The following is a 25,824-nucleotide window of genomic DNA, read 5'->3' on the forward strand; positions in this document are numbered from 1 at the left end:
CTAACGGGTGGGATCTTCCCCCCGGCTGAGGCTGTCCCAGCTGTCTATTTGATCCATGGGGGCGTCCTGCGCCGCCGCCGCGGGTTTTTGCGGGGAGTCGTACTTCGACCGCACACTCCATCCCCGGCCGGCCCACAGCAGCAGCAGGGCGCCCAGGGCCAGCAGAGCTGCCGCCGCCAGGGCAAGCACAGGGAAGATGGTGGTCGTGACATTTTCCGGCCTGCCCTCGATGCCGGTGGCGGCACCCACCTGCGACACCGCCGCCGCTGCCGGGTCCGCCAAGACACCCACCACGGCCGCCATGATGCCCGCGGCGCTGGCAAGGACAATGACGGACGTGAGGATCCGGGCAAATCTGCCGGCAATGGTGGTGGCCAGGGCACCAGCGGCGGCCACCAGCGCGAGGGCGGAGACAACCACCGCCGCCTTGCTGCCGGCAATGTCCAAATCGCTTTGCGCCACTTCGCCGGCACCAATGTCCACATGGATCCAGGTCTGGGTGGTGGTGCCGAACACTGCCAGGGCCGCCAGCAGCGTCAACAGCACCAGCGTGGCTTTGCGCTTCCAGAACGGCAGCGTCACGGCCGTGGTGTGGGGGGCCGGCAGGTCCATGCCGGCGTGTTCGCCGCTCACGGCGCGTCAACCGTGATCGTCGCCAAATCCCGCAGGGAGGCTGCTGCATGCACGGCGCGCAGGGGCGCCGCGGCCTTGTTCACCGTCTCCTGGGCTTCGGTCTCATTGACGGAGTCCGCCACAATGCCGCCGCCGGCCTGCACATAGGCCCTGCCCCCACGCAGCAACGCCGAACGGATGGCAATCGCCATGTCCATGTCGCCGGCAAAATCGAGGTACCCCACCACGCCGCCGTAGATGCCGCGGCGGTGCGGTTCCAGCTCATCCAACAGGCGCAGGGCCCGCGGCTTCGGAGCACCGGAAAGGGTTCCGGCGGGGAACGTGGCGGCCAGGACGTCGTAGGCGCCCTTGTCCGGGCTCAAGGTGCCCACCACGGTGGAGACCAAGTGCATGATGTGGCTGAACCGCTCCACCTCCATAAACTCGGTGACGTCCACCGTGCCCGGCAGGCAGACCTTGGACAGGTCGTTGCGGGACAAATCCACCAGCATCAAGTGCTCGGAACGTTCCTTGGCATCGGCCAGCAAATCCTTGGCCAGGCCCTTGTCCTCCTCAGTGGTGGCGCCGCGCGGCCGCGAGCCGGCAATGGGGTGGGTGATCACCTCGCTGCCCTGGACCGTCACGAGGGCCTCGGGTGAGGATCCCACAATGGAGTACGGGCGCTGCGCTGCGTCTTCAAAACTGAAAAGGTACATGTAGGGGCTCGGGTTGGTGTTGCGCAGCACGCGGTACACATCCAGGGCGGAGGCTTCGCACGCCATTTCAAAGCGGCGGGAAATCACCACCTGGAACACTTCACCATCAACAATGGCCTCCTTGCCGCGGTCAAGGGCCGCCAGGTATTCCCTGCGGTCCCACCGTTCCTGGACGCTGCTGGCAAAACTTGCCCCGGCGCCGTCCAGCACCGACATGGGCTGCGCGACGGGGTGCTGCAGCCGCGCCAGCATGGCGTGGATCCGGGCCACCGCGTCATGCCAGGCGGCGTCGACGTTTTCATCGGTGCCATTGGCGTTCACGGCATTGGCAATGAGCATCACCGAGCCTTCATGGTTGTCATGGACAGCCATGTCCGCCACCAGGTTCAGGGCAACTTCGGGCAACTCCAAATCATCTAGCGGCGGTGCCGGCAGTTTTTCCCAGTGCCGCACCGATTCCCAGCCCACAAAACCCACCAGCCCGGAGGTGAAGGGGGGAAGACCCTCGAAGCGGTCGGTGGCCAGGAGCTTCAGGGTCGCCTCCATGGCTGCCACGGGGTTTCCTGTCAGCGGCACACCCACGGGGGGTTCCCCCTGCCAGAACGTCCCGCCGTCGTTGGTGGTCAGTGTTGCACTGGAACGCACGCCAATGAAGGAATACCGTGACCAGGTGCCGCCCACGGCAGCCGATTCCATCAGGAAGGTGCCCGGTGCGCCGGCGGCCAGGCAGCGGTACAGGCCGATGGGGGTCTGGGCATCGGCCAACACCTTCAGGTGCACCGGAATGACGCGGCGGGTGCGGGCCAGCTCCCTGAATTCGGTCAGGGAGGGGCTGATGAGCTCATGCATCGCTGTTGTGCTTTCTTGACGCGGATTGAAGTTGACGAAGTGGGCGTGCCGGCGCAGTGGCCACGGCGGGGACCGCGACGGGCTACGGCTGGCGGTGGCCTTGGACGGCGGCAAGTCCACGGCCGTCGAAGCAGGAACTGCTGCCCGTATGGCAGGCAGCACCCACCTGGTCCACCGTGATGAGCAGGGCGTCGCCGTCACAGTCCAGGGCAACGCTCTTCACATACTGGAAGTGGCCGGAGGTGTCGCCCTTGCGCCAATATTCCTGGCGGGAACGGGAGTAAAAGGTCACCCGGCCGCTGCTGAGGGTGCGGCGCAGCGCCTCGTCATCCATCCACCCGAGCATGAGGACCTCGCGGCTGTCGAACTGCTGGATGACGGCGGCCACGAGCCCGGCGCCGTCACGTTTGAGCTTCGCGGCCACCTCGGGCGGCAGTGCATGCGCCGGACGGGCGGGGGCGGGCTGGGACTGGGATTCTGGACTTTGTTGCATCGCGCCCAATTCTACCGCCACCAGCTGGCAGAACGCCCATCGTGCCCGGGCCGCCGCCGTCACGGGAGCCCGGAGCCGGCATGGGCCGGGGGCGCATGGGCCGGGGGCGGTGCGGGGCCCCTGCCGAACTTCACGGGGCCCTGCGGCGGTTCCTGGTCCCATCACCGAGGAATACATGCTAATTTTCAAGGGATGCAATACGTAGACCCTTCCCGTGAAGTACTCGCCGAAACCCTGCTCGCTGCCGGGCCGGGAGCTGCCACCTTGTGCGAGGGTTGGCGCACCCAGGAGCTGGCTGCGCACCTTTATCTGCGCGAACACAACCCGCGCGTGGGCCTGGGAATGGTTTTTAGGCCACTGAAGTCGGTGAGCGACAAGGCCATCTCGGCCTTGGCGGAAGAGTCAAGCACCCCCGCCGCCTACACGGCCCTGGTGGAAAAGTTCCGTGCCGGGCCCCCCAAAATCTCACCCTTTGCGCTGAAGACGGTGGATAAGAATGCCAACCTGACGGAATTCTTCGTGCATACCGAAGACATCCGCCGCGCCACGGACCGTTGGGCGCCGCGGACCCTTGATGACGGCTACTCCCTGGCCCTCTGGGCGGAACTGCTCAAACGCGCCGCGATCCTTTACCGCGGCGTGGATCTGGGCATTGTGCTGGTCAGCCCCCAGGGCCCGCGGCACGTGGCCAAGCGGGCGCCGGTCTCCGTGGCCATCATTGGCGATCCCGGGGAACTGCTGCTGCATGCCAATGGCCGCACCGGCCAGGCGCTGGTGTCCTTTGAGGGCCAGCCCGACGCCGTGGCCCTGCTGCAGACGGCCGACGTCGGACTGTAGCGTCAACATCAAGCCGCCACACCCCTGAACCGGCGCCCCTGAACGGGCGGCCCTGAACGGGCGGCGCTGAACGGGCGGCGCGGCGGCTTTGCCGTGGGGGCCGGCGCCTAGCGGACCTGGTACCCGGCGTCCCGGATGGCGGCCTTGACCTCGGCAATGGCGCTGTCGGGGCCAAAGTGGAACACCGACGCCGCCAGCACGGCGTTTGCGCCGGCGGCGACGGCGGGCGGAAAGTGTTCGGCCTTGCCCGCTCCGCCGGAGGCGATGATGGGGATGTTCACTGCGGCGCGGACCAGGCGGATGAGCTCCAGGTCAAAGCCCTCCTTGGTGCCGTCGGCATCAATGGAGTTCAGCAGGATTTCACCCACGCCGCGGTCCGCCGCCTGCCGTGCCCACTCAATGGCATCGAGGCCGGTGCCTTGGCGCCCGCCATGGGTGGTGACTTCAAAACCCGAGGGCGTGAGGGCCCCCCTGGTGCGGCGCGCATCCACACTCAACACCAGCACCTGCGAACCAAAGCGGCGCGTGATGTCATCAATGACGCCCGGGCGGGCAATTGCCGCCGTGTTGATGGAGGCCTTGTCGGCTCCATGGCGCAGCAGCCTGTCCACATCGGCAACCTCACGCACTCCGCCACCAACGGTGAGTGGAATGAAGACCTGTTCGGCGGCACGGGACACCACGTCAAAGGTGGTCTCGCGGTTGCCTGAGGAAGCCGTCACATCCAGGAACGTCAACTCATCGGCTCCGGCGGCGTCGTAGCGGCGGGCCAGTTCCACCGGGTCGCCGGCGTCACGCAGGTTTTGGAACTTGACGCCTTTGACCACGCGCCCGGCGTCCACATCCAGGCAGGGTATGACCCTGATGGCAACACTCATGAGCTGTACTCCTTGTGGGTGGGTGCGGCAGCTAGATGCGGCAGGCGTGGATGTTGCTGACCAGGATGGCGCGGGCGCCCAGATCGTAAAGTTCATCCATGATGCGGTTGGTGTCCTTGGCCAGCACCATGGAGCGCACCGCAACCCAGTCCGAGTCACGCAGCGGCGAAACAGTGGGTGACTCCAGGCCCGGGGTCAGGGCGGTTGCCTGATCCAGCAGGTCCTTGGTCACGTCATAGTCCAGCAGCACGTATTGGCGTGCCACCAGCACACTGTGGAGGCGGCGGATCAACACCTCCACCCCGGCCGGCGGCGTCACACCACGGCGGCCAATGAGCAGGGCCTCGGAGAACAGGATTGGTTCGCCGAAGATTTCCATGCCGGCAGCCTTAAGTGTGCTGCCGGTTTCCACCACGTCGGCAATGGCGTCGGCCACGCCCAGGCGCACGGAGGATTCCACGGCGCCGTCCAGGCGCACCACCGAGGCGTTGATGCCCAGCTCGGCCAAATAGTCACGCAGCAGCCCGTCATAGCTGGTGGCCAGGCGCTTGCCTTCGAGCTCGGCGGTGCTGGAGAAGTGGCCCACCGGTCCGGCAAAGCGGAAGGTGGACGCCGCAAAGCCCAACGGCAGCAGTTCCTCCGCCTCCACCTGGGCATCCATGAGCAGATCGCGGCCGGTGATGCCGACGTCGAGCGTGCCGGCGCCCACGTACACGGCAATGTCACGGGGGCGCAGGAAGAAAAACTCCACATTGTTCGCCGGATCAACCATGACCAGTTCACGGGAATCACGGCGCTGCCGGTACCCGGCCTCCGCCAGCATGGCCGAGGCGGCCTCGGACAGGGATCCCTTGTTGGGGACAGCAACACGCAGCATAAAAACACATCTCTTAGGTAGTTTCAGGCAGAAAGGAACGGCCCTGTGGCGGACTGCCGCCACGGCTGGAGTTCAAGCAGGCGGGGCCACAGGGTGTGGCTAGAGATGCTTGTAAACGTCCTGAAGTGTCAACCCTTTGGCGATCATCATGACCTGCAGGTGGTAGAACAGCTGGGAAATCTCCTCAGCGCAGGCTTGGTCCGATTCATATTCGGCGGCCATCCACACTTCGGCAGCTTCCTCAACCACTTTCTTGCCGATGCCGTGGACGCCGGATTCAAGTTCGGCCACGGTACGGGAGCCGGCGGGCCGGGCTGCGGCTTTCGCACTGAGCTCATCAAAAAGGGATTCGAAGGTCTTCACGCAGTACACCTTACCCGTTCGGTCCACGGCTGGCGGATCTTGGGCCGGGGTGTGTCCAACAGGTGAACATCGAACCGTTCCGCCCCGCGGCGGCGGTTTGGGAATGGAGACCCGCTTCAGACGCCCACCCCCGACAGTGCCAGGGCCGTGGCGAGGGCGGCGGTGACGGCCTCGTGGCCCTTGTCCTCCGCCGACCCGGGCAGCCCGGCACGGTCCAGGGCCTGCTGCTCGGTGTCGCATGTCAAAACACCGAAGCCCACCGGAACACCCGTGGTGACGGCCACCTGGGTCAGCCCGCTGGTGGCGGCTTGGCAGACAAACTCAAAGTGCGGGGTGCCCCCGCGGATGACCACCCCCAGGGCCACGACAGCGTCAAAGCGCGGGGCCAGACGTGCCGCCGCCACGGGAAGTTCAAAGCTGCCGGGCACGCGCACCACCACAGGCGTGGCGATCCCGGCCTCCGCGGCCCCCCGCAGGGCGCCGGCGAGCAGCCCGTCCATGATTTTGCTGTGCCAGCTGGCCGCCACGATCGCCAGCCTCAGTTCACTGGCCTGCGACTGTGCCGCGCTGTCAAAGTTGAGGGTGGGTGCTCCGTGGCCGCTCATGATGTTGGTCCTTCCAAGGGGGTGGTGACGTGCAGATCGGCTGCCAAGGCGTGGTTCATCCGATCCCTTTTGGTCTGTAAATAACGTAGATTTTCGCGGCGGGACGGCACCCCTGCGGAGACCACCTCCACCACTGTGATGCCGTACCGGCTCAACTGCTCCTGCTTCAAAGGGTTGCTGCTCAAGAGCCGGATCCTGTCCAGGCCCAAGGACTTCAGGATGCCGGCGGCCGCCGCGTAGTCGCGCGCGTCCACAGGCAGCCCCAGTTGTTCATTGGCTTCAACGGTGTCTGCGCCGGCCTCCTGCAGGCTGTAGGCACGCATCTTGTTCATCAGTCCAATGCCGCGCCCCTCATGCCCGCGCAAATACAGCAGCGTGCCGCCTTGGCGTTGGATCTGCCGCAGGGCGTAGTCGAGCTGTTCGCCACAGTCGCAGCGATAGGAACCAAACACGTCCCCGGTCAGGCACTCCGAATGCAGGCGCACCAGGGGCACTGCCGCCCCGCCCGGGGCCGTCAAGCTCAGGTGCTCCGCCCGCCCGGCCGAATCAAGCCATGCCTGGGCTGCAAAGTCCCCGTAACGGGTGGGCAGCTGCACCACGGGGCCGCCTTCCACCGCCGGGTTTGGATCCGTCATGGCGTGGCCGCGGCAGCAGCTGCCGGCTGCGCCAGGTGCTGGATCAGTTCGGCAATGGAGATGAGCACCAGTCCATGGGCATCGGCAAAAATGCGCAGCTGGGGAACGCGCAGCATTTCCCCGGCATCATCAACCACCTCGGCAATCACCCCCACCGGTTCGCATCCGGCCAGGCGGCACAGCTCCACCGCCGCCTCGGTGTGCCCGGGACGTTCACGCACTCCCCCGGCCGCTGCCCGCAGGGGGAAAATATGCCCGGGCCGGCTCAGCTCCCTTGGCCCGGAGGCGGGGTGGGCAAGAATGTTCACACTCAGCGACCTGTCGGTGGCGCTGATCCCGGTGGAGATGCCCACCGCTGCATCACAACTGACCGTATAGGCGGTGCCTTTGGCGTCCTCATTGACCGCCACCATGGCCGGCAGTTCCAGTTGGTCCGCGCGCCCGTGCTCCATGGGCACGCAGATGACGCCGGAGCTGTGGCGCACTGTCCAGCCCATGAGTGCCGGGGTGCTGTGCTGGGCGGCAAAGATGATGTCGCCCTCGTTTTCGCGGTGCTCGTCATCAACCACGAGCACCGCCTCGCCGCGGGCCAGGGCGGCAATGGCAAGGGGAACCGGATCCAGGAAGCCGTGCCGGTCCATCACAGGCCACCCTCGATGGTGGCGGGCCGAACGGATTCGGCCGGTTCGCCGGCGAATTCGAGCAGCCGCTGGGCGTACTTGGCCAGCACGTCAACCTCCAGATTCACTGCCGCGCCCGCGTGCTTGGCGCCCAGGCCCGTGGCAGCGAGCGTGACCGGTATCAGCCCCACCTCAAACCACTGATCAGCCTCGGTGGCAGCACTGACGGCAGTGACTGTCAAGGACACCCCGTCAATGGCGATCGAGCCTTTTTCGGCAATGTAGCGGGCCAGCGCCCTGGGCACGGTGAAGCGCAGCCGCTCCCAACTGCCCTGGTTTTCACGCTCCACCAGCGTTCCGGTGCCGTCCACGTGGCCCTGGACCACGTGGCCGTCGAGCCGCCCGGCAACGGGTACGCAGCGTTCCAGATTCACTGTGTCACCGGCCTGCAGCAAACCCACGGTGGTGCGCACCAGGGTTTCGCCCATGACATCCATATCCACGGTGCCGTTGTGGATGCGCGTTGCCGTCAGGCAGACCCCATCCACTGCCAGCGAGCCGCCGGCCTCCAGGTCCGCAACCGCTGCCCCGGCAGCGAGGACCAGCGCGGCGCTGTCATCGTCCGCTGATCTCAACAGCTCAATGACGGTTCCACGCCCTGCAATGATTCCGGTAAACATGATCACGCACCTTCCGCGCCCGTGCGGGCGGGCATCAAAGTCAGTTTCAGGTCCGGCCCCAGCACTTCGACGGGGCCGGTGGTGGTGGCGTCCCATTCCCACTTCTGGGCCTGGGACAGGGTGTCAATGCCCAGATCCGTGAGGGCTGGAATGCCCGATCCCAGCAGGATCGGCGCCAGATAAACCACCAGTTCATCGACCATGCCACTGGCCAGGAAGGCGGCATTGATTTTGGCGCCGCCTTCAATCATCAAATGACCCACGCCGCGGTCATAAAGTTCGCGCACCACCTCTGCCGGGTCGTGGGTGTGCAGCGCCAGGAAATCGTCGTTGCCCAGGCGCTCCGGACTGCTGGGGGTGGTGGATGTGCCACGGACCGCCGCGTCGGCGGGGATCTCACGCATGCCCATGACCACGCGCAGGGGTTGCTCGGCGGCGTCGCATCCGTCGGCGCCACGGGCCGTCAGGCGGGGATTGTCAGCCAGCACGGTGCCTGTTCCCACCACAATGGCATCGACCCGGGCACGCAGCCGGTGGGAGTCCTGGCGTGATTCCTGGGAAGTGATCCACTGGCTGGTGCCGTCCACGGCGGCGATCCTGCCGTCCACCGTCTGGGCCAGACGCGCCGTGATGAAGGGGCGCCGCTCGCGCACGGCAATGAACCATTGGCGGTTCAGGTCCTCGGCCTCGGCGGCCATGAGTCCCATCCGGACGTTGATGCCCTCATTGTGCAGGATTTGGGCTCCGCCGGAGGCCGGCAGGTGCGGATCCGCCACGGCAAACACCACGTTGCCAATGCCGGCGTCGAGGATGGCCTGGGTACAGGGGCCGGTGCGGCCCACGTGGCTGCAGGGTTCCAGGGTGACAATGAGCGTCGCGGCGGAAAGGTCCCGTTTGACCCCGGTGCCCAGCAGCCGGCCAATGACGTCAACTTCGGCGTGCGCGGTGCCGGCGCCGCGGTGGTAGCCAATGGCCAAAAAAGTGCCGTCGGCGTCAATGATGGCAGCCCCAACCAGCGGGTTTGAGCCGCGCACGCCCTGACGCGCCGCGGACAGGGCGGTCTCCATGCCCAGGGTTTCAGCGGCCGTGAAGTGCTCTAAATGGCCGTCCGGATCGAAAGGAACGGAGTTCAGGGAGTAGTTCATGGCTTGGCCTCTTTCTTGCCCACGGTAATGTCAGGGAAGGTGGCATCCACCGACACTTGGCGGGCCAGGGCATCACTGGTGCGCCGCACCTTCCACCATACGAAGAAACCGGCCAATGTAAATGCACCGTAGAAGATGTACATGAAGGCGGAGGCGTAATATCCGGCGCTGAACAGCAGTGGCACACCCACCAGGTCCACGGCCACCCAGATGAGCCAGAATTCCACCCAACCCTTGGCCATGCCGTAGGTTGCCAGCAGGGAACCCATGAAGATCCAGGCGTCCGCCCAGACCGGTTCGTAGGAGCCAAGGGCCCGGAATATGGGCGTCAGCACGGCGGTGCCCCCCACCATGGCGGCGAGAAGAAGCCAACGCACGCGGGTTCCGGCCCACTCGGGTGCGACGGCCTCGCCAACGTGCGTGTCGTCGTCGTTTTTCATATGGCGGCTCTGGCTCCAGCGCCGCCAGCCGTAGATGGAGACGGCAATGAACATCACTTGCCGGCCGGCCTGGCCAAGCAGGTTCACATAGCCCTCGGAGCCGAAGACGGATCCCATGAACACCGTGAACAACAGCGCATTTCCCACAATGCCCACGGGCCAGGCCCAGATTTTACGGCGCATGCCGCCGAGGGCGCTGAGCAGCCCAAAGACATTACCTATGACCTCGCGCCACAAGAGGAAGCCGCCGTCGGCGAATTCCCATTTAGCGTCGAAGAGCCATCGCAGAAAGTCCATTTTACCTACCCTTTCAAGGCCGCGATGGCTCCGGGGTAGCGTACAGAAAGCCCACGGGCGCAGGAGCGGCGGCAGGCCCATGGCGCTGCCACACCCCCGACCCGAAAAGGCCAAGACTGTTCGTGCTTCTCCCATCCAGACTTTAACTGTCGGTTCCGGAATTTCACCAGATCAACCGTCTGCCACAGCTGTTGCCAGCTGCGGCGCGCGGGTCGCGGACTATAACCGCCGGTTCGGAATTACACCGACCCCGGAGCACGTATTACTGCAAATCGTTAAACATGACGGCACCCGCTGATGCGGACGCTGTAATCATTATGACACTTCTTTGGCCCAGTCCAGGCGGAACCGTGCCGGCGTCGTGGAATCTACCGCCCGAAGGCCAGCCGACCCTTGGTCCGCAGCGATTCAATGGCCTCTTCCGGGGACGGCCTGCCGTAGACCGCGGAGCCGGCGACGAAAACATTGGCCCCCGCCTCCGCAGCCCGGGTGATGGTTTCCTCGGTGATCCCGCCGTCCACCTGGATGGCCACGTTGACGCCGCTGCCGGCAATGGCGGCCCGGGCACGGCGGATTTTGGGCAGGGTCACATCCAAAAATGCCTGCCCGCCAAAGCCGGGCTCCACCGTCATGATCAGTAACATGTCCAGCTCCGGCAGCATGTCCAGGTACGGCTCGACGGCGGTGGCGGGGCGCAGCGCCATGCCTGCCTTCGCTCCGCGGGCGCGCAGTTCACGCGCCAGCTTGATGGGCGCATCCGAGGCTTCGACGTGGAAGGTGACGGAGGCCAGCCCCGCGCCGGCGTACAGCGGGGCCCAGCGGTCCACCTCGGCAATCATCAAATGTGCGTCCAGGGGAATGGGGCTTACTTCCTGGATGCGCTGAACCACCGGCAGGCCAATGGTCAGATTGGGCACAAAGCGGTTGTCCATGACGTCCACGTGCACGGCGTCGGCGTTGGCGATCCTGGCCAGTTCGCTTTGCAGATTCACAAAGTCGGCGGACAAAATGCTGGGGTTGATGCAGCAGGCGGGCAGGGAGTTGGCCACGGGGTCACCTTTCACTTCTGGTCGTCTTGGGGCGCGGGGGCGGGCACCCGCCCGTTTTTGCGGATCAGGGCCAGGAACATCGCATCGCTTTGATGCACATGGGGCCACAGCTGGGCCATCATCCGGTGGGCCGGGACGGCGGCTGCGTGGTTCCCCGCAGCCACGTCGCCGCTGAGGCTGGCGGCATCCAGTGCCTGGCCTGCATCGAGCAGTTCCACGTCCCCACGTCTGCGCATCACATCCTCCACCACGGCAATGGTCTCCGCCACGTGCGGGGAACACGTCACATACGCCACCACTCCCCCCGGTTTGACGGCCTCCAGCGCCGATGCCAAGAGTTCGCGCTGCAGCGGACCGAGCTCGGTGACGTCGGCCAAGGTGCGGCGCCACCGGGATTCCGGGCGGCGGCGCAGCGCACCCAGGCCGGTGCAGGGCGCGTCGACCAGAACACGGTCAAATGCTGCGGGGTGCTCGCGGCCAATGTCGCGGCCGTCCCCGGTGCGCACGGTCCAGCTGTCCTCCGGCACCGCGGCCAGGGCCTGGGAGACAAGCTTGGCCCGATGCACGGACGGTTCGTTGGCCAGCAGCCAGCCGCCCTTTTGTCCGGCAAGGGCTGCCAACAGCGCGGCCTTGCCGCCTGGGCCGGCGCACATGTCCAGCCAGCGCTCCTCGCCGCCGTCCAGTGTGGTTTCGATCTCCACACCGGCCAAGGCCCGGGCCACGAGCTGGGACCCGGCGTCCTGGACGCGCACGGTGCCTTCGCGGACACCGTCCAGCCGGCTCAGATCCCCGCCGGAGGACAGGGCGGAGTCCGCCACCAGCGCACCCGGGGTGAAACCGGCGTCGAACGCCTCATCCAAATTTCCCAGTCCCGGCAGTGCCAGCAGATTCACCACGGGGGCGGCATTGTCAGCCTCAAGCAGCGCCCCCACCTCGCTGGCATCACGGCCGTGCGCCACCAGCGCCTGGCGGAACGCGCGCACAATCCACTCCGGATGGGAGTGCTCAATGGAGGCGATCTTGACCTCGTCGCTGAGCCCTGCGGTGAGTTCGCTGAGCCATTCGGAGAGCTCCTTGGCGGCAACTTTGCGCAGCACGGCGTTGACCAGACCGGAGGGTCCGGCACCAATGACGGCACGGGCCAGCCCCACGGTCTGGTCCAGCGCTGCGTGGCTGGGCACACGCATGGCCAGCAGCTGGTGCACGCCAATGCGCAGCGCGTCCACAATGGCCGGGTCCACCTCGGACAGCGGACGGTCCACGCACCTTGCCAGGATGGCGTCGTAGCTTCCCTGGGCGCGCAGGGCCCCATAGGCCAATTCAGTGGCGAATCCGGCATCCCTGCGGTCCAGGTGGTGCTTGCGGATGCGGGCCGGGAGCACCAGGTTGGCGTAGGCGTCGTCCGCCGACACCGCGCGCAGAACTTCAAAGGCCACGAGCCGGGCAGGGTCGGCGGCGCGGGTGCGCTGGCCCGGGGCGGTATCCGTGCGGTTGCGCCCGGTGCTGCGGTTGCGTTCACGTCCGGCCGCGTCACGGCGCCTGACACCGCCTGCGTTGTTGTTGGGGTGGCCGGAACGTCCGCCTGGCTCGCTGCTCATTCAAACACCGTTTCTTCCTTGTTGGCTAGGCCACGTGCCCAGTCACTTGCCTTCATCATTTTTTTGCCCGCCGGCTGCACGTCCACCAGTTCCACCGCATGGGAGCCGGTGCCCACCAGCACCGCGCCGGCGTCCAAGCGCAGCCGGCCCGGCGGCAGGCCCTGCACATCGCTGCGCATGGCCACCGGTCCCAGCTTGAAACGCTGCCCCGCCAGCATGGTCCAGGCGCCGGGCTCGTAGCTCACTCCGCGGATGCGCCGGTTGACGGCCAATGCCGGATCACCCCAGCGCACCCGCCCGTCCTCCAAGGTCAGCTTGGGGGCCAGCGAAACGTCACCTTGCTGTGGCACCCCCACCAGTTGGCCGGCACCGAGGCCGTCCAGGGTTTGGGCCAGGAGCAGGGCACCGCTGTGGGCCAGGCGCCGGAGCAGCCCGGCGCTGGTGTCGGCGGGGCCGATGGCCTCGGTCATGGTGCCAAACACCGGGCCGGTGTCCAGACCCTTCTCCAGCAGGAAGGTAGAGGCGCCGGTGACTTCGTCGCCGTTGATGACTGCATGCTGCACTGGCGCCGCCCCGCGCCATGCCGGCAGCAGGGAGAAGTGCAGGTTGACCCAGCCCAGGGGCGGGATTCCCAGGGCATGTTCGGGCACCAGGGCGCCGTAGGCCACAATGGCTGCCACCTCGGGGCCGGCGGCGGCAATGGCGGCGGCGGTCCCGGAGTCGACCTTGTTGGCCTTGATGACCGGCAGGCCCAGTTCCTGCGCACGTGCCGCGACGGCCGACGGCGTCATGATCCGTTTGCGGCCCAAGGGGGCGTCCGGGCGCGTGAGCACTGCCACGATTTCATGGCCGGCGGCCATCAGGGCGGTCAGGGACGGCAGGGCAACTTCGGGTGTGCCGGCAAAGAGGACCTTCACTGGACGGCCCCGACGGCAAACGCCGAGCCAACGCTTTGGGCCCTGCGCGCCATGGTCTGGGCGGTGACATTGTGGTAGTTGGCCCTGCGGATGGCGCGCAGGGCCTCCCGGCGGTCGTCACCGTCCAGGCGGTCCACGTACAATTTGCCGTTGAGGTGGTCGGTCTCGTGTTGAAAGCACTTTGCCAACAGGCCGGTGGCCTCCAGATCCAAGGGCCGCCCGTTGAGGTCAACCCCGGTCAGGCGCACCCAGCGGTGGCGCACCACTGTGTAACCCAGGCCGGGAACTGACAAACAGCCTTCGGGCTCGCCGGCGGCGAGGTCGTCGCAGGCGGCCAGCACGGGGTTGATGACGTGGCCTTGTTCACCATCAACGTTGTAGGTGAAGATGCGCTTGTTCACGCCAATCTGCGGGGCCGCCAAACCGGCGCCCTGGACATCGGCCATGGTCTGGTGCATGTCGTCAATGAGCTTGGCCAGCCCGGGGCCGAAGTCCGTCACTTCCTCGGCGACGGTTCGTAAAACCGGGTCGCCGATGATGCGGATACTTAGGATGGCCATGGACGGCACCTCGCTTTGCTTGTGGCACGGGCCGGAACCCGTTTGATAACTTCCGGCCCAACCAGTCTAGTGGGCCGATTCCGGGGCCGGCGGCGGCACTTCAAACAGCGGCGGTCCTGCTGCCGCTGCATCCAGGGACGTTTGCCACACGCGGCGCAGGGAAGCGAACTTGAACCAGTGGGCCTTGAGCACCTCCGGGTTGGCACGCAGGGTCCTGACTTCCGTCTCGCCAATGGCGACGCCCAGCAGGATGGGATCCTGCCCGTATTTCCATGGCTCCCACTCACCGGCGGCCTCATCCACAATGGATTCCTCCGCCTTCAGCCCGGCCACCAGCTGCATGACCACCTTGGCATCCAAGGACTTCACCTGGCCATTGCGGTCGGTGCCCTTGGTCTTGTAGTCAATGATGCACAGGCGCCCGCCAATTTTTGCCACCAGGTCCAGGGTTCCGGCGTAACCAAGGCTCTGGTTCCACACGGTGATTTCCGGCACCAGCGGTTGCACATCATACTGCTGCCACCACGCGTCAAAGCGCAGGGCAAAATTCTCCTCACCCTTTTCCGCCAGGGCCTCACGGGCCTCGGCAAGGCGATGCGGACGGTCCAGGGTCCGCAATGCCAGCTGCTCGCAGTACTGGTGGACCCGATCGCCACGGGCTGCGGCTGAATCCCGGAACTGTTCGGCGGCATTGGAACTCTCACGCACCACGGTGCGCAGCTTGCCGGGATTGCCCACCCCCGCACCCAGATCCGGGTGGTTCACGGCGGCCGTTGCGGCCATGTACCCAATCCAGCCGTCCAACGAGGACGCCTGCTGGCCAATGACCGTGGTGATGGAGGGAACCGTGGGCGGATCCTGCAGGGAGCGGGCATACATCCGCCCGAGTTCAGTGCTGTGTGCCAATGCTGGAGCTGTCATGCCTCTACTATTCCACTACCCTGTGACACCGCACAGCCGGATTCGGACCACTGTGGACAAGCTGCATCGCGGGCCTTGGCAGCATTGGCCGTTAAACGGCAAAGGCACCCCGGGGGGTGCCTTGAAGTGGGCGATACTGGGATCGAACCAGTGACCTCTTCCGTGTCAGGGAAGCGCGCTACCGCTGCGCCAATCGCCCATGGGCGGTGAAAAAATTGCCGGAACCGTGAGGTCCCGGCAATTTTCATGTTCCGAGCGGTTGACGAGATTCGAACTCGCGACATCCACCTTGGCAAGGTGGTGCTCTACCAGCTGAGCTACAACCGCATATATACTGCCTGTGCTGATTTGCATCAACATGATGAACAAGTTCATCAGTGGGCGATACTGGGATCGAACCAGTGACCTCTTCCGTGTCAGGGAAGCGCGCTACCGCTGCGCCAATCGCCCAAACGCACCCTGCCAGCTGCGGCAACATACCTTGGATACTGCGTACTTCATGGTTCAGCCATATGGAGGTGGGAACGGGATTCGAACCCGTGTACACGGCTTTGCAGGCCGTTGCCTCGCCTCTCGGCCACCCCACCGTGAAAACCAAACGATGTCATGCGAGCGGTTGACGAGATTCGAACTCGCGACATCCACCTTGGCAAGGTGGTGCTCTACCAGCTGAGCTACAACCGCATGCGCATCATTTCCCCCGTTGGCGTCTCCGCTTCGGTAGTCCGTGTTGCTGCGGTGAAAACATTACCTGAGCTTTTTCCGAAACACCAAATCGGCCCGTGGCAGGGCCTTGGAAGCAGTGGATCCATGGCCTGGATGCTTGAATTTCCGCAGGTCATGGGCCCGTCATCCGCACCGCCGGGGCCGTCCCAGGGGCTTGGTTTGAGCACAATTGACCCCGTTGGGCACCTTTTATCCACTATGGCGCTGGTCACATTCGGTCACAGCTGCCACGCACGCCACCGCGCACCGCCGTGCACCGCCGTGCCGTGTCCGGCTGTGGAGCGGGCTGTGCGCAGCTGCACGGAGGCCGATTATGAGAAAAGGGAAAGCGTGGGCTACTGTATTGAACGCAGCAATGCTCATGACCCGCAGCAAACACGGTGCGGACATGGAAATTGGGCGATTGGCGCAGTGGTAGCGCGTTCCGTTCACACCGGAGAGGTCACTGGTTCGAACCCAGTATCGCCCACCAGGAAAAAAGCCCCGTTGACCAGCAGAAATGCTGGCCGGCGGGGCTTTTTTGTGCCTGACGGCGGTTTTGCCCGCAGCTGGCGGATGCGGGAATCGGCGCCCACGCAGCCCTTCCGTGCCACAAACCCGCGCCCGGCGCCCTGCCGTGGCTTGCCTTGAACGGCTCCCCCCGGCCCGGGACGGACCGTGCATGCCGGCTGTGGGTCACGGCACGGGCGTTGACAAAGCGGCAACCGGGACTAGGCTTTTTAACGGTTAGGGCGTTAGACCCCAGGATCGAAGGGAGGTGCCTATTGTCTGTTTTTGACGATATTAAAGGCAAGGCCGCAGGATTGATCAGCGGCAGGGAACAGAGCATCAAGGACGGCATCGAGAAGGTTGGCGACATCGTCGATAACAAGACCGGTGACAAGTTCAAGGGCCATGTGGACTCCGCCCAGCGGGCCGCCTCCGGATTTGTGGATGGCGCAGCCAACAACCCCAAGCCTTAGCCTTTAATGAGCGCGTCAAGGGCGTTGGTCCCGTCGAGAGACGGCACCAACGCCTTTAGCGTTTAAGGCCCCCCGTTGCGCCCGTGCCCGCCCCCGCGGCGCTCAAGCTGCGGACAGTGGGGGCTCCTGGGCCTCGCGGGCCAGCGCGGTCAGGCGCGAGACTGCGCGGAAGTATTTCTTCTGGTAGCCGCCGCCCATCATTTCCGCGGTGAAAAGCTCATCCAGCGGCGCTCCGCTGGCCAGGATTGGCACATCCTTGTCATAGAGGCGGTCTGCCAAGACCACAAAACGCAGGGCCACGGATTGTTCGGTGATGGTGTGCACATTGCGCCAGACCACTGCATCAATGCCGGAGAGCATCTGCCGATAACGCGAGGGGTGCACCCCGGCCAAGTGGTCCAAAAGCACGGCAAAATCATCCACGGCAACGGTCCTGCCCGCAAAGTCGGCCCGCATGCGCGCATTGAGGTCGCTGTTGGGCACGGGGTCCGGAGGGGTCGGCAGTCCGCGGTGGCGGTAGTCCTCCCCGTCAATATGCAGAATTTCAAATTGCTCGGCCAGGACCTGGATTTCCCGTTGAAAGTCCACTGCGGCAAAGCGGCCCTCCCCCAGGGCCCCGGGGAGGGTATTGGAGGTGGCGGCTAGTTTGACCCCTGCATCGGCCAGCTCACGCATCAGCCGCGACATGAGCACCGTGTCCCCTGGATCGTCCAGTTCAAACTCGTCAATGCAAATGAGTTTGTAGTGGCTAAGGGCCTCCACCGTCTTGCGGAAGGACAAGGCGCCCACCAGGTTGGTGTACTCCACAAAGGTGCCGATGGCCTTGGGGCCCGGCGCCTGGTGCCACAGCGAGGACAGCAGGTGTGTCTTGCCCACCCCAAAGCCGCCGTCAAGGTAAATGCCCGCCCGCTGCCCGACGCCGTCGGACTTGTCCCTGCCGCCAAAGAAGCGGCGCAGGCCGCCGCCCTGCTTCTTCTGGGTGGCCTGGCCAAATTCACGCAACATGTCCACAGCCTGAGACTGGGTGGGCTGCGAGGGGTCGGGCCTGTAGCTGTCAAAGGAAACTTCACCAAAACGGGGCGACGGCACGAAGCCCTGCAACAGCTCCTCCACGGACACCACGGGCCGACGCGTGGAAAGTTGTTCTACATGTACCAAGTAAATTTCCGATCAGAACGATGGGGGTGCAGACGGTTTTCAGCCTTAGCCTGCCAGCTCAAGAATACCAACCCGATATTGCGTTTCGTTAACGCGCGGGATTATTGTGCGCCGCCTGCTGGTTAGGCTCAAAGACGGGAACAAGGGCTGCACCCCTTTGGCGCAGCAACACACTAGCCTCCTCCTCATTGCGTGCCCGGGGTTGAAATCAACGTCAGGACCACGCAGGAGCAGTTGAATGGATAAGGACGACATGGCCATTGCAGTAGAAGAAAATGAAAAGTTCGCCGCCTATGCGCACCCCGAGCGCCTGGTCTCCACCGAATGGCTCGCCCAGGCACTCGCCGACGGCGCCGCCGCGGAGGGGTCCCTGGTGGTGGTGGAATCGGATGAGGACGTGCTCCTGTACGAGACGGGCCACATCCCCGGTGCGGTAAAAATTGACTGGCACACGGACCTGAACGACGACGTCACCCGGGACTACATTGACGGGGCGGCCTTTGCCAAGCTCGCCCAGGCCAAGGGAATTTCCCGCGACACCACCGTGGTGGTGTACGGGGACAAATCGAACTGGTGGGCAGCCTATGCCCTGTGGGTTTTCACCCTGTTCGGCCATGAGGATGTCAGGCTCCTGGACGGCGGCCGTGACAAGTGGATTGCTGAAGGACGCGAACTGACCACCGACGCCACGGCAGTGGCGGCATCGGCGGCGTACCCGGTGGTCGAACGCAATGACGCCCCCATCCGCGCCTACAAGGAGGATGTGCTGGCGCACCTGGGCAAGCCCTTGATTGATGTGCGGTCAAGCGAGGAGTACACCGGCGAACGCACCCACATGCCCGCCTACCCCCAGGAAGGCACGCTGCGTGGCGGACACATCCCCACGGCCGCGTCCATCCCGTGGGCCCGCGCGGCCGCCGAAGACGGCACCTACCGCTCACGGGAGGACCTTGAGGCCCTCTACCTGGATGAAGCGGGCTTGGTTCCCGGCGACGACGTGGTGGCCTACTGCCGCATTGGCGAACGGTCCAGCCATACCTGGTTTGCCTTGAAGTACCTGCTGGGCTTTGACACGGTCCGCAACTATGACGGTTCCTGGACGGAGTGGGGCAACGCAGTACGCGTACCCATCGCCGTCGGCCCGGAGTGCGGCGAACTGCCCTCGGCGAACTGACCTCCTGCGAACGAATCGTATGCTTAAGCCAATGACTACTTCACAAGCACTTCCCCCCGCACTGGCCGAGATTGTCAATGACTTTCGAGAACTTGAAGAAAGCGACAGGCTGACGCTGCTTTTGGATTTTTCGCGGTCGCTGCCCCCTCTGCCCCAGCGCTTGTCCAACCATCCGGAACTGCTGGAGCAGGTGGTGGAGTGCCAGTCGCCGCTGTTTTTGACAGTGGAGTCCGAACTGACCGACCGCGGCGAAGTGATGCGCCTGTTCTTTCAGGCACCTGCCGAGGCGCCCACTACCCGTGGCTTTGCCTCGGTGCTGTTTGAGGGTCTGGACGGGTTGACGGCGCAGGAGATTTTGGCTGTTCCGGACGACATGCCCGAGCAGTTGGGGTTGACCCGCGCCATTTCGCCGCTGCGCATGCGGGGAATGTCGGCCATGCTGGGGCGCGTGAAGCGCAAGATTGCCTGCGGCGTGCGTCCCGCGTCGTAGCCTTGCGCCGTGGCCAGGAAAACAAGTGCCGGCACTCCGGCAACAGTGGCACTCACTGTTGCCGGAGTGCCTTTCACTGCCCACAGCTATGACCATGATCCCGCCGTCACCAACTATGGCGCCGAAGCTGCCGGCGCTTTGGGTGTGAGCGCCGCACGGATCTTTAAAACCCTGGTGGTGGAGGTGGACGGGACCTTCGCCATTGCCATTGTGCCCGTGGGCGGCAGCTTGGATTTGAAGGCCCTGGCGCAGGTGCTGGGCCATAAAAAGGCCGCCCTGGCCGACCCGGGCGCCGCCCGGCGCCGCACCGGTTATGTACTGGGGGGAATTTCGCCCCTGGGGCAGCGCCGGCCCAGCCCCACCGTGCTCGATGATTCGGCGCTGGCCCATGCCACCATCCTGGTCTCCGGTGGCCGGCGTGGCCTTGACCTTGAGCTGGGGCCCCATGACCTGATCACGCTCACCGGTGCCACCACCGCCCCCATTGGCACGGCAAAACGCCACTGAGCGTATGCCCCCTGGCCCTGCAGCGGACCTTCTACGCCTGGTCCCGGGGCAGGGCGTGCCGGCCCAGGCGCGGGCGCAGCCACTCTTCCACGGCGTCCTCCCAACGCTGCCGGTCCACATTCCACTCCTTGGTGTGCCGTGCCTTGCCGAAGGGTTCGAAGGTGACCATTTCCGGATTGCGGCGGGCCAGTTCGGCCGTAGGCTCGAATGGCACAAAATCATCGTCAATGCTGTGCAGGATGAGCGCGGGGGTCCGCAGTTCCACGGCCCGCGACACCCAGTCCATGTCCTTGAGGTTCACCGGCGCGGCCAGGCCCGTGATGCGCCGTCCCAGCGGATGCGTGAGCATGACCTGGGCGTACTGTCCGATGAAGTTGGGGATGCGGTTTGCCTGCGCCTGGTGGGCCAGCACATTGACCCAACTGATGACGGGGCCGTCCAGGACCAGGGCCAAAACATGTTTGCGGTTCCGCGCCAGGTCGGCGGCCTGCAGGCAGATGGCACCACCCATGGAATAGCCGAACAAGACCACGTCCTTGGCCCCGCGCGCCACAGCAAAGTCAATGGCGGTTTCAACATCGGCCCACTCGGTGACCCCCAGGCCGTACCTGCCGTCGGCTGCGGCGGGGGCGTCGCCGTCGTTCCGGTAGGACATCAACAAGGCGTGCATGCCCAGGCGGTGGGCTGTGGGCACCGCACGCAGGCCCTCATTGCGTGTGGCGCCCCGGCCGTGGACCATGATGGCCCAGGTGTGGCCGGGGGCGGGCGCGGGCAGGAACCAGGCCGGTGCGTCGCCGTCGCGCAGGGGCAGGGTGACGTCCTCCACGTCAAGGCCCATTTCGCCGGGGTGGGCGTGCAGGTTCCCCGACCACCAGCCGGAGGTCGCTGCGCGCAGCTCCCCGCCGCACTGCGAGATCACCTCACGGGTGACGCTGCCTTCACGGGGCACATAGGAGATGATCGGGCCGATGGCGGCGTGCGCCGTGCCGGCGTTGAAAAACAATCCGTAGTGGCCGTCGACCACGGTCTCCGCCGTGGCCTCCAGCACCACGTGCGTGGTGGGTCCATGGGAAATGACCGCCAAGATGGCCACATTGTCAATGCGGCGCTTGTCCGGAATCACCACACGCCGGGCAAAATAAGCTGCCAGGGCGGAGGTGGCGGTGACCACCACCACGGCGCCGGAGCAGGCCGCAGCAATCCCCGCTGCGCCCCACTTGAGCCATGAACGTGACTGCTGATCCGAGGAGGCCATGCCTCCATTGTGCCCACAGCGGCCGGACCCGTCGAGCGGCGCACCGCAGCAGGGGCACAACTTTTCTGCGCCTTGCGGCCCATTCCCGCCCGGGGCGGCCCTCCCCTGCCCTAGGCTGGGGGCATGAGCGAGTCAATCATCATCCTGACCGAAGAATCCCTTACGGCCCTCGACGTTGCCAACATCACGGCACTGTACGGCCCCGACGAGGACGTGGAGCTGGTGGTGCTGGTGCCGGCGGAGACCCACCGCAATCTCTTCGTTGACGTCATTGACCAGCTGACCATGCTGGACTTGCCGGCGGCCCTGCGGGAACTGCGGGACAAACCGGACCCGGAGCGTGTCCTGAGCCAGGCCCAGGACATCCTCGCCGCCTCCTTGGCGGAGCTGGAACTTTCCGGCGCCAAGGTCAGCGGGCACGTGGCCCCGGGCGACGCCGTCGCCTCCCTCGTGGCGGCAGTGACCGAAAGTGCCGCCCGGCAGGCAGTGGTGGTCACCACCCCGCACGCCGTGGCGGATACCTTCCGGCAGGACTGGGCGCACCAGGCCCAACGCAAGTTGGGCCTGCCGGTGCTGCATTTATATTCAGATTCGGGATTTATTGGCGACTCCTGAGCGTTGGAAACAGTATGACCAACTCAGAAAATTCAGTGGCCCCCACAGTCGTCAAGTCCGATGCCCAGTGGCGCGAGGAACTCAGCCCCGCCGAGTATCAGGTGCTGCGCCAGGCTGGCACGGAACGCCCCTTCACCGGCGAATATTGGGACTCCGCCCAGGAAGGCGTTTATGAATGCCGCGCCTGCGGAGCCGAACTGTTCACCTCCCGGGAGAAATTCGCCTCCGGCTGCGGCTGGCCGTCCTTCTTCGCCCCCTTGGCCGACGGCACGGTCCGCTACCTGCACGACCGTTCGCTGGGCATGGAGCGCATTGAGGTGCGCTGCACAGCCTGCGACTCCCACCTGGGCCACCTGTTCAAGGGGGAAGGCTATGACACTCCCACCGATGAGCGTTTCTGCATCAATTCGGTGTGCCTGAAACTGCGCGAGGTGCCGGCAAAGCTGGCGCCTGAGACTCCTGTGGACGGCTAAGCAAAAGAGTCTCTGATGCTTAGGCACTTGCGGCATTAGCATTGCTTTTTCATTGTTACGCTCGGCACAAGCTGCGGATGCATTCCGGCAGCAGCTGCAGAAGTCCTCGAGCAACAAGGAGCCAGCCCGTGCCCAGCACCACAGAGACCCCCAGCCGCACCACTGCAGCCCACCGCAGCCAGGAGCTCCATCAACTTGCCCACCACCGGGCGTGGCTGGAGCTGAAGGAGGCGGTGGGCGCGCTGCAGGAGCTGCAGGCCCAGGACGGCTCGGTGCCCGACGCCGGGCACCGGGGAACCGCCACCGCCCTGGTGCAGCGGATCTCAGAGTCCATCACGGCGCTGGCCCCGCATTTTCCGCACAACAGCCGCTACATGGACTCCCTGGTGGCCGATTTCAGCAAGTGGGCCGCAGCCGGGTTCGACGTGCCGGACTTTTTGGACTCTCTGCAGGCCTTCGCCCCCGAGGAGCACCGCATCAACGGTCTGGGACACCTGGTGGTCTTCCCCATGTACACCCAGAACGGCTCCACGTCCCGCCACGTCGAGGCTGTGCTCGTGGAGGTGCTCTGGCCTGAATTCATTGCGGAACTGGAAGCCGGGGACTACTCCAACAAGCTGTTCGTGCCGCTGCGCTTCATTGACTTCACCTCCGGCTATGACAGCAACTCCGCGGTGCTGTTTCCTGAAAGCGTCGCCGTGCGCCAGACCCCCACCTTCACCTGGGGCGCAATCTTCCAGGACCGGGAAGCCGCACGCTTCCGCCGGGTGCTGCGTGCCGCCGCACAGGTGACGCACCTGGAGCTGCCCCCGGAAGCCAGTGCGCTGCTGGCGGACCAGGACTGCGCAGAGGAGACCTTCATCATGTGGGACTTGATCCATGACCGGACGCACATGCGCGGGGATCTGCCCTTTGACCCCTTCATGATCAAGCAGCGCATGCCCTACTTCCTCTACTCCCTGGAGGAACTGCGGTGCGATTTGACCGCGTTCCGCGAATCGGTGGCGGTGGAACGGGACGCATCGGCCTCACCGGAGGCACGCAGGCACGCAAAGCTGGTGCAGTATGCGGTTATTTTTGACCGGATCTTCCGCTTCGCCATTACCGGTTCCCGTGTGCGCAACTATGACGGCCTGGGCGGCCAGCTGCTGTTTGCGTGGCTGCACCAGCACCGCGTGCTGCACTGGACCGACACCCGGCTCACCCTGGACTGGGACGAGGTTCCCGAGGTGGTCATGGCGCTGGGCCGGGAAATCGAGGAGCTGTACTGGCGCTCCATTGACAGGCCCAAGCTGGCCCACTGGCTTGCCGCCCATGAGCTGGTGTCAGCGACCCTGACCCCGCACCCGGCTTCCGTGTGGGCCAAGGGCCCGGCGGCCCTGCCCCTGACGGGGGCGCTGCGGGAGATCACCGACCAGGTCCTGGACGATGAGTTTCCGCTGTCCATGTTTTACGAGGCGCTGGAGAAGAAAATGCGCCCTGTCATTGCCTCCACGGCGGGCATCACCGGCACCAGTGAACTTTAAAAGGTGAACGCTGTTCCAGCGCAGGAAGGCAGCCGCACCGCAGCCCCCCTGGTGGTGGTTGCCGGCGGCAGCAGCCCCGCCGGCATTGCCGTGGCGGCTGCCTTGGTGGCGGCCGGGCTGCGGGTGCTGATGGTGGGATCCGACGCCGGACGCATCCAGGCGGCGGCACAAGGCACCGGCGGTGCCGTCCCCCTCAGCTGTGATCTCGGGGACCGCGGCGAGGTGGCTGCCCTGGGCGCCCGCATCCGGACGGACCATGGAGCGGTGGACGGGCTGCTGCACCTGGTGGGCGGATGGCGTGGCGGCGGGACGTTGGTGGAGCAAAGCGATGCCGACTTCGACCATCTCCAGCACAGCGTGCTGACCACCCTGCGCAACACCAGCCGCGAGTTCCATGCCGATCTCGCCGCGTCCCGGGTGGGGCGCCTGGCCATTGTGTCCTCCACCGCCGTCACTGCCCCCACGCCGGCCAACGCCAACTACGCAGCCATCAAGGCCGCGGCGGAAACGTGGGTGCAGGCCATTGCCGCCGGTTTCACCAACACCCCGGCAGCCGCCGTCGTGCTGGTGGTCAAGGCGCTGGTGGATCAGGGCATGCGGGACCGCTCCCCCGCCCGCAGCTTCGACGGATTCACGGACGTGGCAGTGCTGGGGCAGGCCGCGGCACAGCTTTTTGCCAGGCCCGCTGCCACCATCAACGGCGCACGCATTATTGTGGAGCACAACAACCTCACGTGAAAGGCCCAGGTGAAGCACGCCTTGGAAGCACTGCATGACCGAAGCATCATAAGTTTTGCCTCCGACAACTACTCCGGCGTCCACCCGGAAGTCCTGGCCGCCCTCGCGGCAGCGAACGGGGGGCATCAGGTGGCCTATGGCGAGGACATCTACACCGCCGAACTCAAGCAGGCCATGAACGCCATGTTTGGGCGCGAGGTGGAGGTTTTTCCCGTCTTCAACGGCACCGGCGCCAATGTGGTGGGGCTGCAATCCATGCTCCCCCGCTGGGGTGCGGTGGTCTGTGCGGCCACCGCACACATCAACCTGGATGAAAACGCCGCGCCCGAGCGGGTGGGCGGCATGAAGCTGCTGGCAGTGCCCACCCCGGACGGAAAACTCACCCCGGCCCTCATTGACCGGGAAGCCTGGGGCTTTGGTGATGAACACCGGGCCCAGCCGGCGGTGGTGTCCATCACCCAAACCACCGAACTGGGCACCTGCTACACACCCCAGGAGGTGCGCGAGATTTGCCGGCATGCCCATGCCCTGGGCATGAAGGTGCACATGGACGGTGCCCGCCTGGCCAATGCCGCCGCCCATCTGGGGGTGCCCGTGCGGGAGTTCACCTCCGACGCCGGCGTGGACGTCCTGTCCTTTGGCGGAACCAAGAACGGAATCCTCTTTGGCGAAGCCATTGTGGCGTTGAACCCGGCGGCGGCCGACGGTCTGATCTATCTGCGCAAAATGAACATGCAGCTGTCCTCAAAAATGCGCTTCATTTCGGTGCAGCTGCTGGCGCTGCTGGCCGATGGGTTGTGGCTGCGCTCCGCCGGCCACGCCAATGCCATGGCGGCACTGCTGCGCGCCGGAGTGGAACACCTTCCCGGTGTCCAGTGCACGCAGCCCACCGAGGCCAATGGCGTGTTCGCGCTTTTGCCCCCGGGCGTGGCGGCACGGCTGCGGGAAAAGTTCCGCTTTTATGATTGGGACGCGGCAGCGGGGGAAGTGCGGTGGATGTGTTCCTTTGACACCACTGAAGCTGACATTGCCGCATTCGTGGCGGCGCTGCAGCAGGAACTGGCCCTTTAGCCAGGGGCCGGCAGCGGCGCGCCTGCGTCACTTTGGC

The 25,824-nt window shown here is 65.5% G+C and carries 29 protein-coding genes, 6 tRNA genes and 1 riboswitch; of the genes, 11 read left to right on the forward strand and 24 right to left on the reverse strand.

Translation table 11 applies throughout. The features are described from left to right. The 3 genes from ACFUCV_RS08445 to hisI form a co-directional block, all read right to left on the reverse strand. A complete protein-coding gene (locus ACFUCV_RS08445; protein ID WP_380814538.1) occupies window positions 1–633 on the reverse strand; it encodes a Trp biosynthesis-associated membrane protein in 633 nt (210 codons plus the stop codon). After that, a complete protein-coding gene (locus tag ACFUCV_RS08450; RefSeq protein WP_380814540.1) occupies window positions 630–2,177 on the reverse strand; it encodes an anthranilate synthase component I in 1,548 nt (515 codons plus the stop codon). Before ACFUCV_RS08450 ends, ACFUCV_RS08445 begins: the two co-directional genes overlap by 4 nt. 82 nt (window positions 2,178–2,259) lie before the next feature. Continuing rightward, on the reverse strand, window positions 2,260–2,670 hold the full coding sequence (gene hisI / locus ACFUCV_RS08455) for a phosphoribosyl-AMP cyclohydrolase (protein ID WP_380814543.1): 411 nt from the start codon (window positions 2,668–2,670) through the stop codon (window positions 2,260–2,262). A gap of 192 nt (window positions 2,671–2,862) precedes the next feature. Here hisI and ACFUCV_RS08460 point away from each other — a divergent pair, with 192 nt between their 5' ends. Beyond that, window positions 2,863–3,507 (forward strand): TIGR03085 family metal-binding protein, encoded by a 645-nt coding sequence (locus tag ACFUCV_RS08460; RefSeq protein WP_380814546.1) that lies wholly within the window; start codon window positions 2,863–2,865, stop codon window positions 3,505–3,507. 107 nt (window positions 3,508–3,614) lie between these two features. Here the strand turns inward: ACFUCV_RS08460 and hisF are convergent, their stop codons facing one another. From hisF to ACFUCV_RS08555, 19 genes are all read right to left on the reverse strand, one after another. Next, entirely contained in the window at window positions 3,615–4,385 is a 771-nt protein-coding gene (hisF, locus tag ACFUCV_RS08465; protein ID WP_380814549.1) for an imidazole glycerol phosphate synthase subunit HisF, read from the reverse strand. A 31-nt stretch (window positions 4,386–4,416) separates the two neighbouring features. Then, complete coding sequence (gene hisG / locus ACFUCV_RS08470; protein ID WP_380814552.1) at window positions 4,417–5,262, reverse strand: ATP phosphoribosyltransferase; 846 nt, start codon at window positions 5,260–5,262, stop codon at window positions 4,417–4,419. A gap of 99 nt (window positions 5,263–5,361) precedes the next feature. After that, window positions 5,362–5,625 carry a phosphoribosyl-ATP diphosphatase gene (locus ACFUCV_RS08475; protein ID WP_380814554.1) on the reverse strand — a complete coding sequence of 88 codons (264 nt, stop codon included), beginning with the start codon at window positions 5,623–5,625 and terminating at the stop codon, window positions 5,362–5,364. 116 nt (window positions 5,626–5,741) lie between these two features. Then, window positions 5,742–6,230: a 6,7-dimethyl-8-ribityllumazine synthase gene (ribH, locus tag ACFUCV_RS08480; RefSeq protein WP_380814557.1), complete on the reverse strand. Its 489-nt coding sequence runs from the start codon at window positions 6,228–6,230 to the stop codon at window positions 5,742–5,744. Continuing rightward, window positions 6,227–6,865 carry a GTP cyclohydrolase II gene (gene ribA / locus ACFUCV_RS08485; protein ID WP_380814561.1) on the reverse strand — a complete coding sequence of 213 codons (639 nt, stop codon included), beginning with the start codon at window positions 6,863–6,865 and terminating at the stop codon, window positions 6,227–6,229. Before ribA ends, ribH begins: the two co-directional genes overlap by 4 nt. Next, window positions 6,862–7,506 carry a 3,4-dihydroxy-2-butanone-4-phosphate synthase gene (gene ribB, locus ACFUCV_RS08490; protein ID WP_380814562.1) on the reverse strand — a complete coding sequence of 215 codons (645 nt, stop codon included), beginning with the start codon at window positions 7,504–7,506 and terminating at the stop codon, window positions 6,862–6,864. Before ribB ends, ribA begins: the two co-directional genes overlap by 4 nt. Next, the gene (locus tag ACFUCV_RS08495) at window positions 7,506–8,165 is read right to left on the reverse strand and encodes a riboflavin synthase (RefSeq protein ID WP_380814565.1); all 660 of its coding nucleotides are present in this window, start codon (window positions 8,163–8,165) and stop codon (window positions 7,506–7,508) included. The genes ribB and ACFUCV_RS08495 overlap by 1 nt, the downstream gene beginning before the upstream one ends. A 2-nt stretch (window positions 8,166–8,167) precedes the next feature. After that, window positions 8,168–9,310, reverse strand: a complete 1,143-nt coding sequence (ribD, locus tag ACFUCV_RS08500; RefSeq protein ID WP_380814567.1) for a bifunctional diaminohydroxyphosphoribosylaminopyrimidine deaminase/5-amino-6-(5-phosphoribosylamino)uracil reductase RibD — start codon at window positions 9,308–9,310, stop codon at window positions 8,168–8,170. Further along, window positions 9,307–10,047: a nicotinamide riboside transporter PnuC gene (gene pnuC, locus ACFUCV_RS08505; protein WP_380814570.1), complete on the reverse strand. Its 741-nt coding sequence runs from the start codon at window positions 10,045–10,047 to the stop codon at window positions 9,307–9,309. The genes ribD and pnuC overlap by 4 nt, the downstream gene beginning before the upstream one ends. Before the next feature lie 119 nt (window positions 10,048–10,166). Further along, a riboswitch (FMN riboswitch) is annotated at window positions 10,167–10,309 on the reverse strand. 106 nt (window positions 10,310–10,415) lie between these two features. After that, window positions 10,416–11,084, reverse strand: a complete 669-nt coding sequence (rpe, locus tag ACFUCV_RS08510) for a ribulose-phosphate 3-epimerase (protein ID WP_380814727.1) — start codon at window positions 11,082–11,084, stop codon at window positions 10,416–10,418. Between the two features lie 23 nt (window positions 11,085–11,107). Then, complete coding sequence (locus tag ACFUCV_RS08515) at window positions 11,108–12,694, reverse strand: RsmB/NOP family class I SAM-dependent RNA methyltransferase (protein ID WP_380814573.1); 1,587 nt, start codon at window positions 12,692–12,694, stop codon at window positions 11,108–11,110. Continuing rightward, entirely contained in the window at window positions 12,691–13,611 is a 921-nt protein-coding gene (locus tag ACFUCV_RS08520; protein WP_380814575.1) for a methionyl-tRNA formyltransferase, read from the reverse strand. The genes ACFUCV_RS08515 and ACFUCV_RS08520 overlap by 4 nt, the downstream gene beginning before the upstream one ends. Further along, window positions 13,608–14,171 (reverse strand): peptide deformylase, encoded by a 564-nt coding sequence (gene def / locus ACFUCV_RS08525; protein WP_380814577.1) that lies wholly within the window; start codon window positions 14,169–14,171, stop codon window positions 13,608–13,610. The genes ACFUCV_RS08520 and def overlap by 4 nt, the downstream gene beginning before the upstream one ends. Window positions 14,172–14,237: 66 nt before the next feature. Next, window positions 14,238–15,092 (reverse strand): cytochrome, encoded by an 855-nt coding sequence (locus tag ACFUCV_RS08530; RefSeq protein ID WP_380814579.1) that lies wholly within the window; start codon window positions 15,090–15,092, stop codon window positions 14,238–14,240. A gap of 127 nt (window positions 15,093–15,219) precedes the next feature. Continuing rightward, window positions 15,220–15,291: transfer RNA gene (locus ACFUCV_RS08535), tRNA-Val, on the reverse strand. Window positions 15,292–15,346: 55 nt separating this feature from the next. Beyond that, window positions 15,347–15,419, reverse strand: a tRNA-Gly gene (locus ACFUCV_RS08540). Window positions 15,420–15,470: 51 nt separating this feature from the next. Beyond that, a tRNA-Val gene (locus tag ACFUCV_RS08545) sits at window positions 15,471–15,542 on the reverse strand. Window positions 15,543–15,605: 63 nt separating this feature from the next. Next, window positions 15,606–15,679 (reverse strand) — tRNA-Cys (locus tag ACFUCV_RS08550). 24 nt (window positions 15,680–15,703) lie between these two features. Next, window positions 15,704–15,776: transfer RNA gene (locus ACFUCV_RS08555), tRNA-Gly, on the reverse strand. A 439-nt stretch (window positions 15,777–16,215) separates the two neighbouring features. Here ACFUCV_RS08555 and ACFUCV_RS08560 point away from each other — a divergent pair. Together ACFUCV_RS08560 and ACFUCV_RS08565 are read left to right on the forward strand one after the other, a co-directional pair. Beyond that, window positions 16,216–16,290 (forward strand) — tRNA-Val (locus tag ACFUCV_RS08560). Between the two features lie 292 nt (window positions 16,291–16,582). After that, window positions 16,583–16,780, forward strand: coding sequence for an antitoxin (locus tag ACFUCV_RS08565; RefSeq protein WP_380814581.1), 198 nt, complete (start codon window positions 16,583–16,585; stop codon window positions 16,778–16,780). A 102-nt stretch (window positions 16,781–16,882) separates the two neighbouring features. On the opposite strand, the gene zapE is transcribed toward ACFUCV_RS08565, so the two are convergent. Further along, window positions 16,883–17,938 (reverse strand): cell division protein ZapE, encoded by a 1,056-nt coding sequence (gene zapE, locus ACFUCV_RS08570; RefSeq protein ID WP_380814583.1) that lies wholly within the window; start codon window positions 17,936–17,938, stop codon window positions 16,883–16,885. 253 nt (window positions 17,939–18,191) lie between these two features. Between zapE and ACFUCV_RS08575 the strand changes: the two genes are divergently transcribed. Genes ACFUCV_RS08575 through ybaK form a run of 3 tightly spaced genes read left to right on the forward strand, consistent with a single transcriptional unit; the run spans window position 18,192 to window position 20,109 of the window. Next, window positions 18,192–19,112, forward strand: coding sequence for a sulfurtransferase (locus ACFUCV_RS08575; protein ID WP_380814729.1), 921 nt, complete (start codon window positions 18,192–18,194; stop codon window positions 19,110–19,112). Between the two features lie 31 nt (window positions 19,113–19,143). Further along, window positions 19,144–19,602 carry a SufE family protein gene (locus tag ACFUCV_RS08580; protein WP_380814585.1) on the forward strand — a complete coding sequence of 153 codons (459 nt, stop codon included), beginning with the start codon at window positions 19,144–19,146 and terminating at the stop codon, window positions 19,600–19,602. Between the two features lie 9 nt (window positions 19,603–19,611). Then, on the forward strand, window positions 19,612–20,109 hold the full coding sequence (gene ybaK / locus ACFUCV_RS08585; protein ID WP_380814587.1) for a Cys-tRNA(Pro) deacylase: 498 nt from the start codon (window positions 19,612–19,614) through the stop codon (window positions 20,107–20,109). Window positions 20,110–20,140: 31 nt separating this feature from the next. On the opposite strand, the gene ACFUCV_RS08590 is transcribed toward ybaK, so the two are convergent. Further along, entirely contained in the window at window positions 20,141–21,364 is a 1,224-nt protein-coding gene (locus ACFUCV_RS08590) for an alpha/beta hydrolase (protein WP_380814589.1), read from the reverse strand. Between the two features lie 123 nt (window positions 21,365–21,487). Here ACFUCV_RS08590 and ACFUCV_RS08595 point away from each other — a divergent pair, with 123 nt between their 5' ends. The 5 genes from ACFUCV_RS08595 to ACFUCV_RS08615 all read left to right on the forward strand — a co-directional run bounded on the left by ACFUCV_RS08595 (window position 21,488) and on the right by ACFUCV_RS08615 (window position 25,787). Beyond that, complete coding sequence (locus ACFUCV_RS08595) at window positions 21,488–21,979, forward strand: hypothetical protein (RefSeq protein ID WP_380814591.1); 492 nt, start codon at window positions 21,488–21,490, stop codon at window positions 21,977–21,979. A gap of 14 nt (window positions 21,980–21,993) precedes the next feature. After that, complete coding sequence (msrB, locus tag ACFUCV_RS08600; RefSeq protein WP_380814593.1) at window positions 21,994–22,452, forward strand: peptide-methionine (R)-S-oxide reductase MsrB; 459 nt, start codon at window positions 21,994–21,996, stop codon at window positions 22,450–22,452. Between the two features lie 128 nt (window positions 22,453–22,580). Continuing rightward, window positions 22,581–23,978 carry a DUF6421 family protein gene (locus ACFUCV_RS08605; protein ID WP_380814596.1) on the forward strand — a complete coding sequence of 466 codons (1,398 nt, stop codon included), beginning with the start codon at window positions 22,581–22,583 and terminating at the stop codon, window positions 23,976–23,978. A gap of 3 nt (window positions 23,979–23,981) precedes the next feature. After that, complete coding sequence (locus ACFUCV_RS08610; protein ID WP_380814598.1) at window positions 23,982–24,716, forward strand: SDR family NAD(P)-dependent oxidoreductase; 735 nt, start codon at window positions 23,982–23,984, stop codon at window positions 24,714–24,716. Window positions 24,717–24,737: 21 nt separating this feature from the next. Further along, window positions 24,738–25,787 (forward strand): threonine aldolase family protein, encoded by a 1,050-nt coding sequence (locus ACFUCV_RS08615; RefSeq protein WP_380814600.1) that lies wholly within the window; start codon window positions 24,738–24,740, stop codon window positions 25,785–25,787. Window positions 25,788–25,824: the final 37 nt, after the last annotated feature.

The organism is Specibacter sp. NPDC057265 (assembly GCF_042668835.1).
In the GTDB taxonomy this organism is placed as follows: domain Bacteria; phylum Actinomycetota; class Actinomycetes; order Actinomycetales; family Micrococcaceae; genus Specibacter.

Bases quoted from the DNA above. Each gene is read 5' to 3' on its own strand.
- ACFUCV_RS08450 (WP_380814540.1), bottom strand. From the start codon at position 2,177: ATGCATGAGCTCATCAGCCCCTCCCTGACCGAATTCAGGGAGCTGGCC.
- hisI (WP_380814543.1), bottom strand. From the start codon at position 2,670: ATGCAACAAAGTCCAGAATCCCAGTCCCAGCCCGCCCCCGCCCGTCCG.
- ACFUCV_RS08460 (WP_380814546.1), top strand. From the start codon at position 2,863: ATGCAATACGTAGACCCTTCCCGTGAAGTACTCGCCGAAACCCTGCTC.
- hisF (WP_380814549.1), bottom strand. From the start codon at position 4,385: ATGAGTGTTGCCATCAGGGTCATACCCTGCCTGGATGTGGACGCCGGG.
- hisG (WP_380814552.1), bottom strand. From the start codon at position 5,262: ATGCTGCGTGTTGCTGTCCCCAACAAGGGATCCCTGTCCGAGGCCGCC.
- ribH (WP_380814557.1), bottom strand. From the start codon at position 6,230: ATGAGCGGCCACGGAGCACCCACCCTCAACTTTGACAGCGCGGCACAG.
- ribA (WP_380814561.1), bottom strand. From the start codon at position 6,865: ATGACGGATCCAAACCCGGCGGTGGAAGGCGGCCCCGTGGTGCAGCTG.
- ribB (WP_380814562.1), bottom strand. From the start codon at position 7,506: ATGGACCGGCACGGCTTCCTGGATCCGGTTCCCCTTGCCATTGCCGCC.
- ACFUCV_RS08495 (WP_380814565.1), bottom strand. From the start codon at position 8,165: ATGTTTACCGGAATCATTGCAGGGCGTGGAACCGTCATTGAGCTGTTG.
- ribD (WP_380814567.1), bottom strand. From the start codon at position 9,310: ATGAACTACTCCCTGAACTCCGTTCCTTTCGATCCGGACGGCCATTTA.
- pnuC (WP_380814570.1), bottom strand. From the start codon at position 10,047: ATGGACTTTCTGCGATGGCTCTTCGACGCTAAATGGGAATTCGCCGAC.
- ACFUCV_RS08515 (WP_380814573.1), bottom strand. From the start codon at position 12,694: ATGAGCAGCGAGCCAGGCGGACGTTCCGGCCACCCCAACAACAACGCA.
- def (WP_380814577.1), bottom strand. From the start codon at position 14,171: ATGGCCATCCTAAGTATCCGCATCATCGGCGACCCGGTTTTACGAACC.
- ACFUCV_RS08530 (WP_380814579.1), bottom strand. From the start codon at position 15,092: ATGACAGCTCCAGCATTGGCACACAGCACTGAACTCGGGCGGATGTAT.
- ACFUCV_RS08575 (WP_380814729.1), top strand. From the start codon at position 18,192: ATGGCCATTGCAGTAGAAGAAAATGAAAAGTTCGCCGCCTATGCGCAC.
- ACFUCV_RS08580 (WP_380814585.1), top strand. From the start codon at position 19,144: ATGACTACTTCACAAGCACTTCCCCCCGCACTGGCCGAGATTGTCAAT.
- ACFUCV_RS08590 (WP_380814589.1), bottom strand. From the start codon at position 21,364: ATGGCCTCCTCGGATCAGCAGTCACGTTCATGGCTCAAGTGGGGCGCA.
- ACFUCV_RS08595 (WP_380814591.1), top strand. From the start codon at position 21,488: ATGAGCGAGTCAATCATCATCCTGACCGAAGAATCCCTTACGGCCCTC.
- msrB (WP_380814593.1), top strand. From the start codon at position 21,994: ATGACCAACTCAGAAAATTCAGTGGCCCCCACAGTCGTCAAGTCCGAT.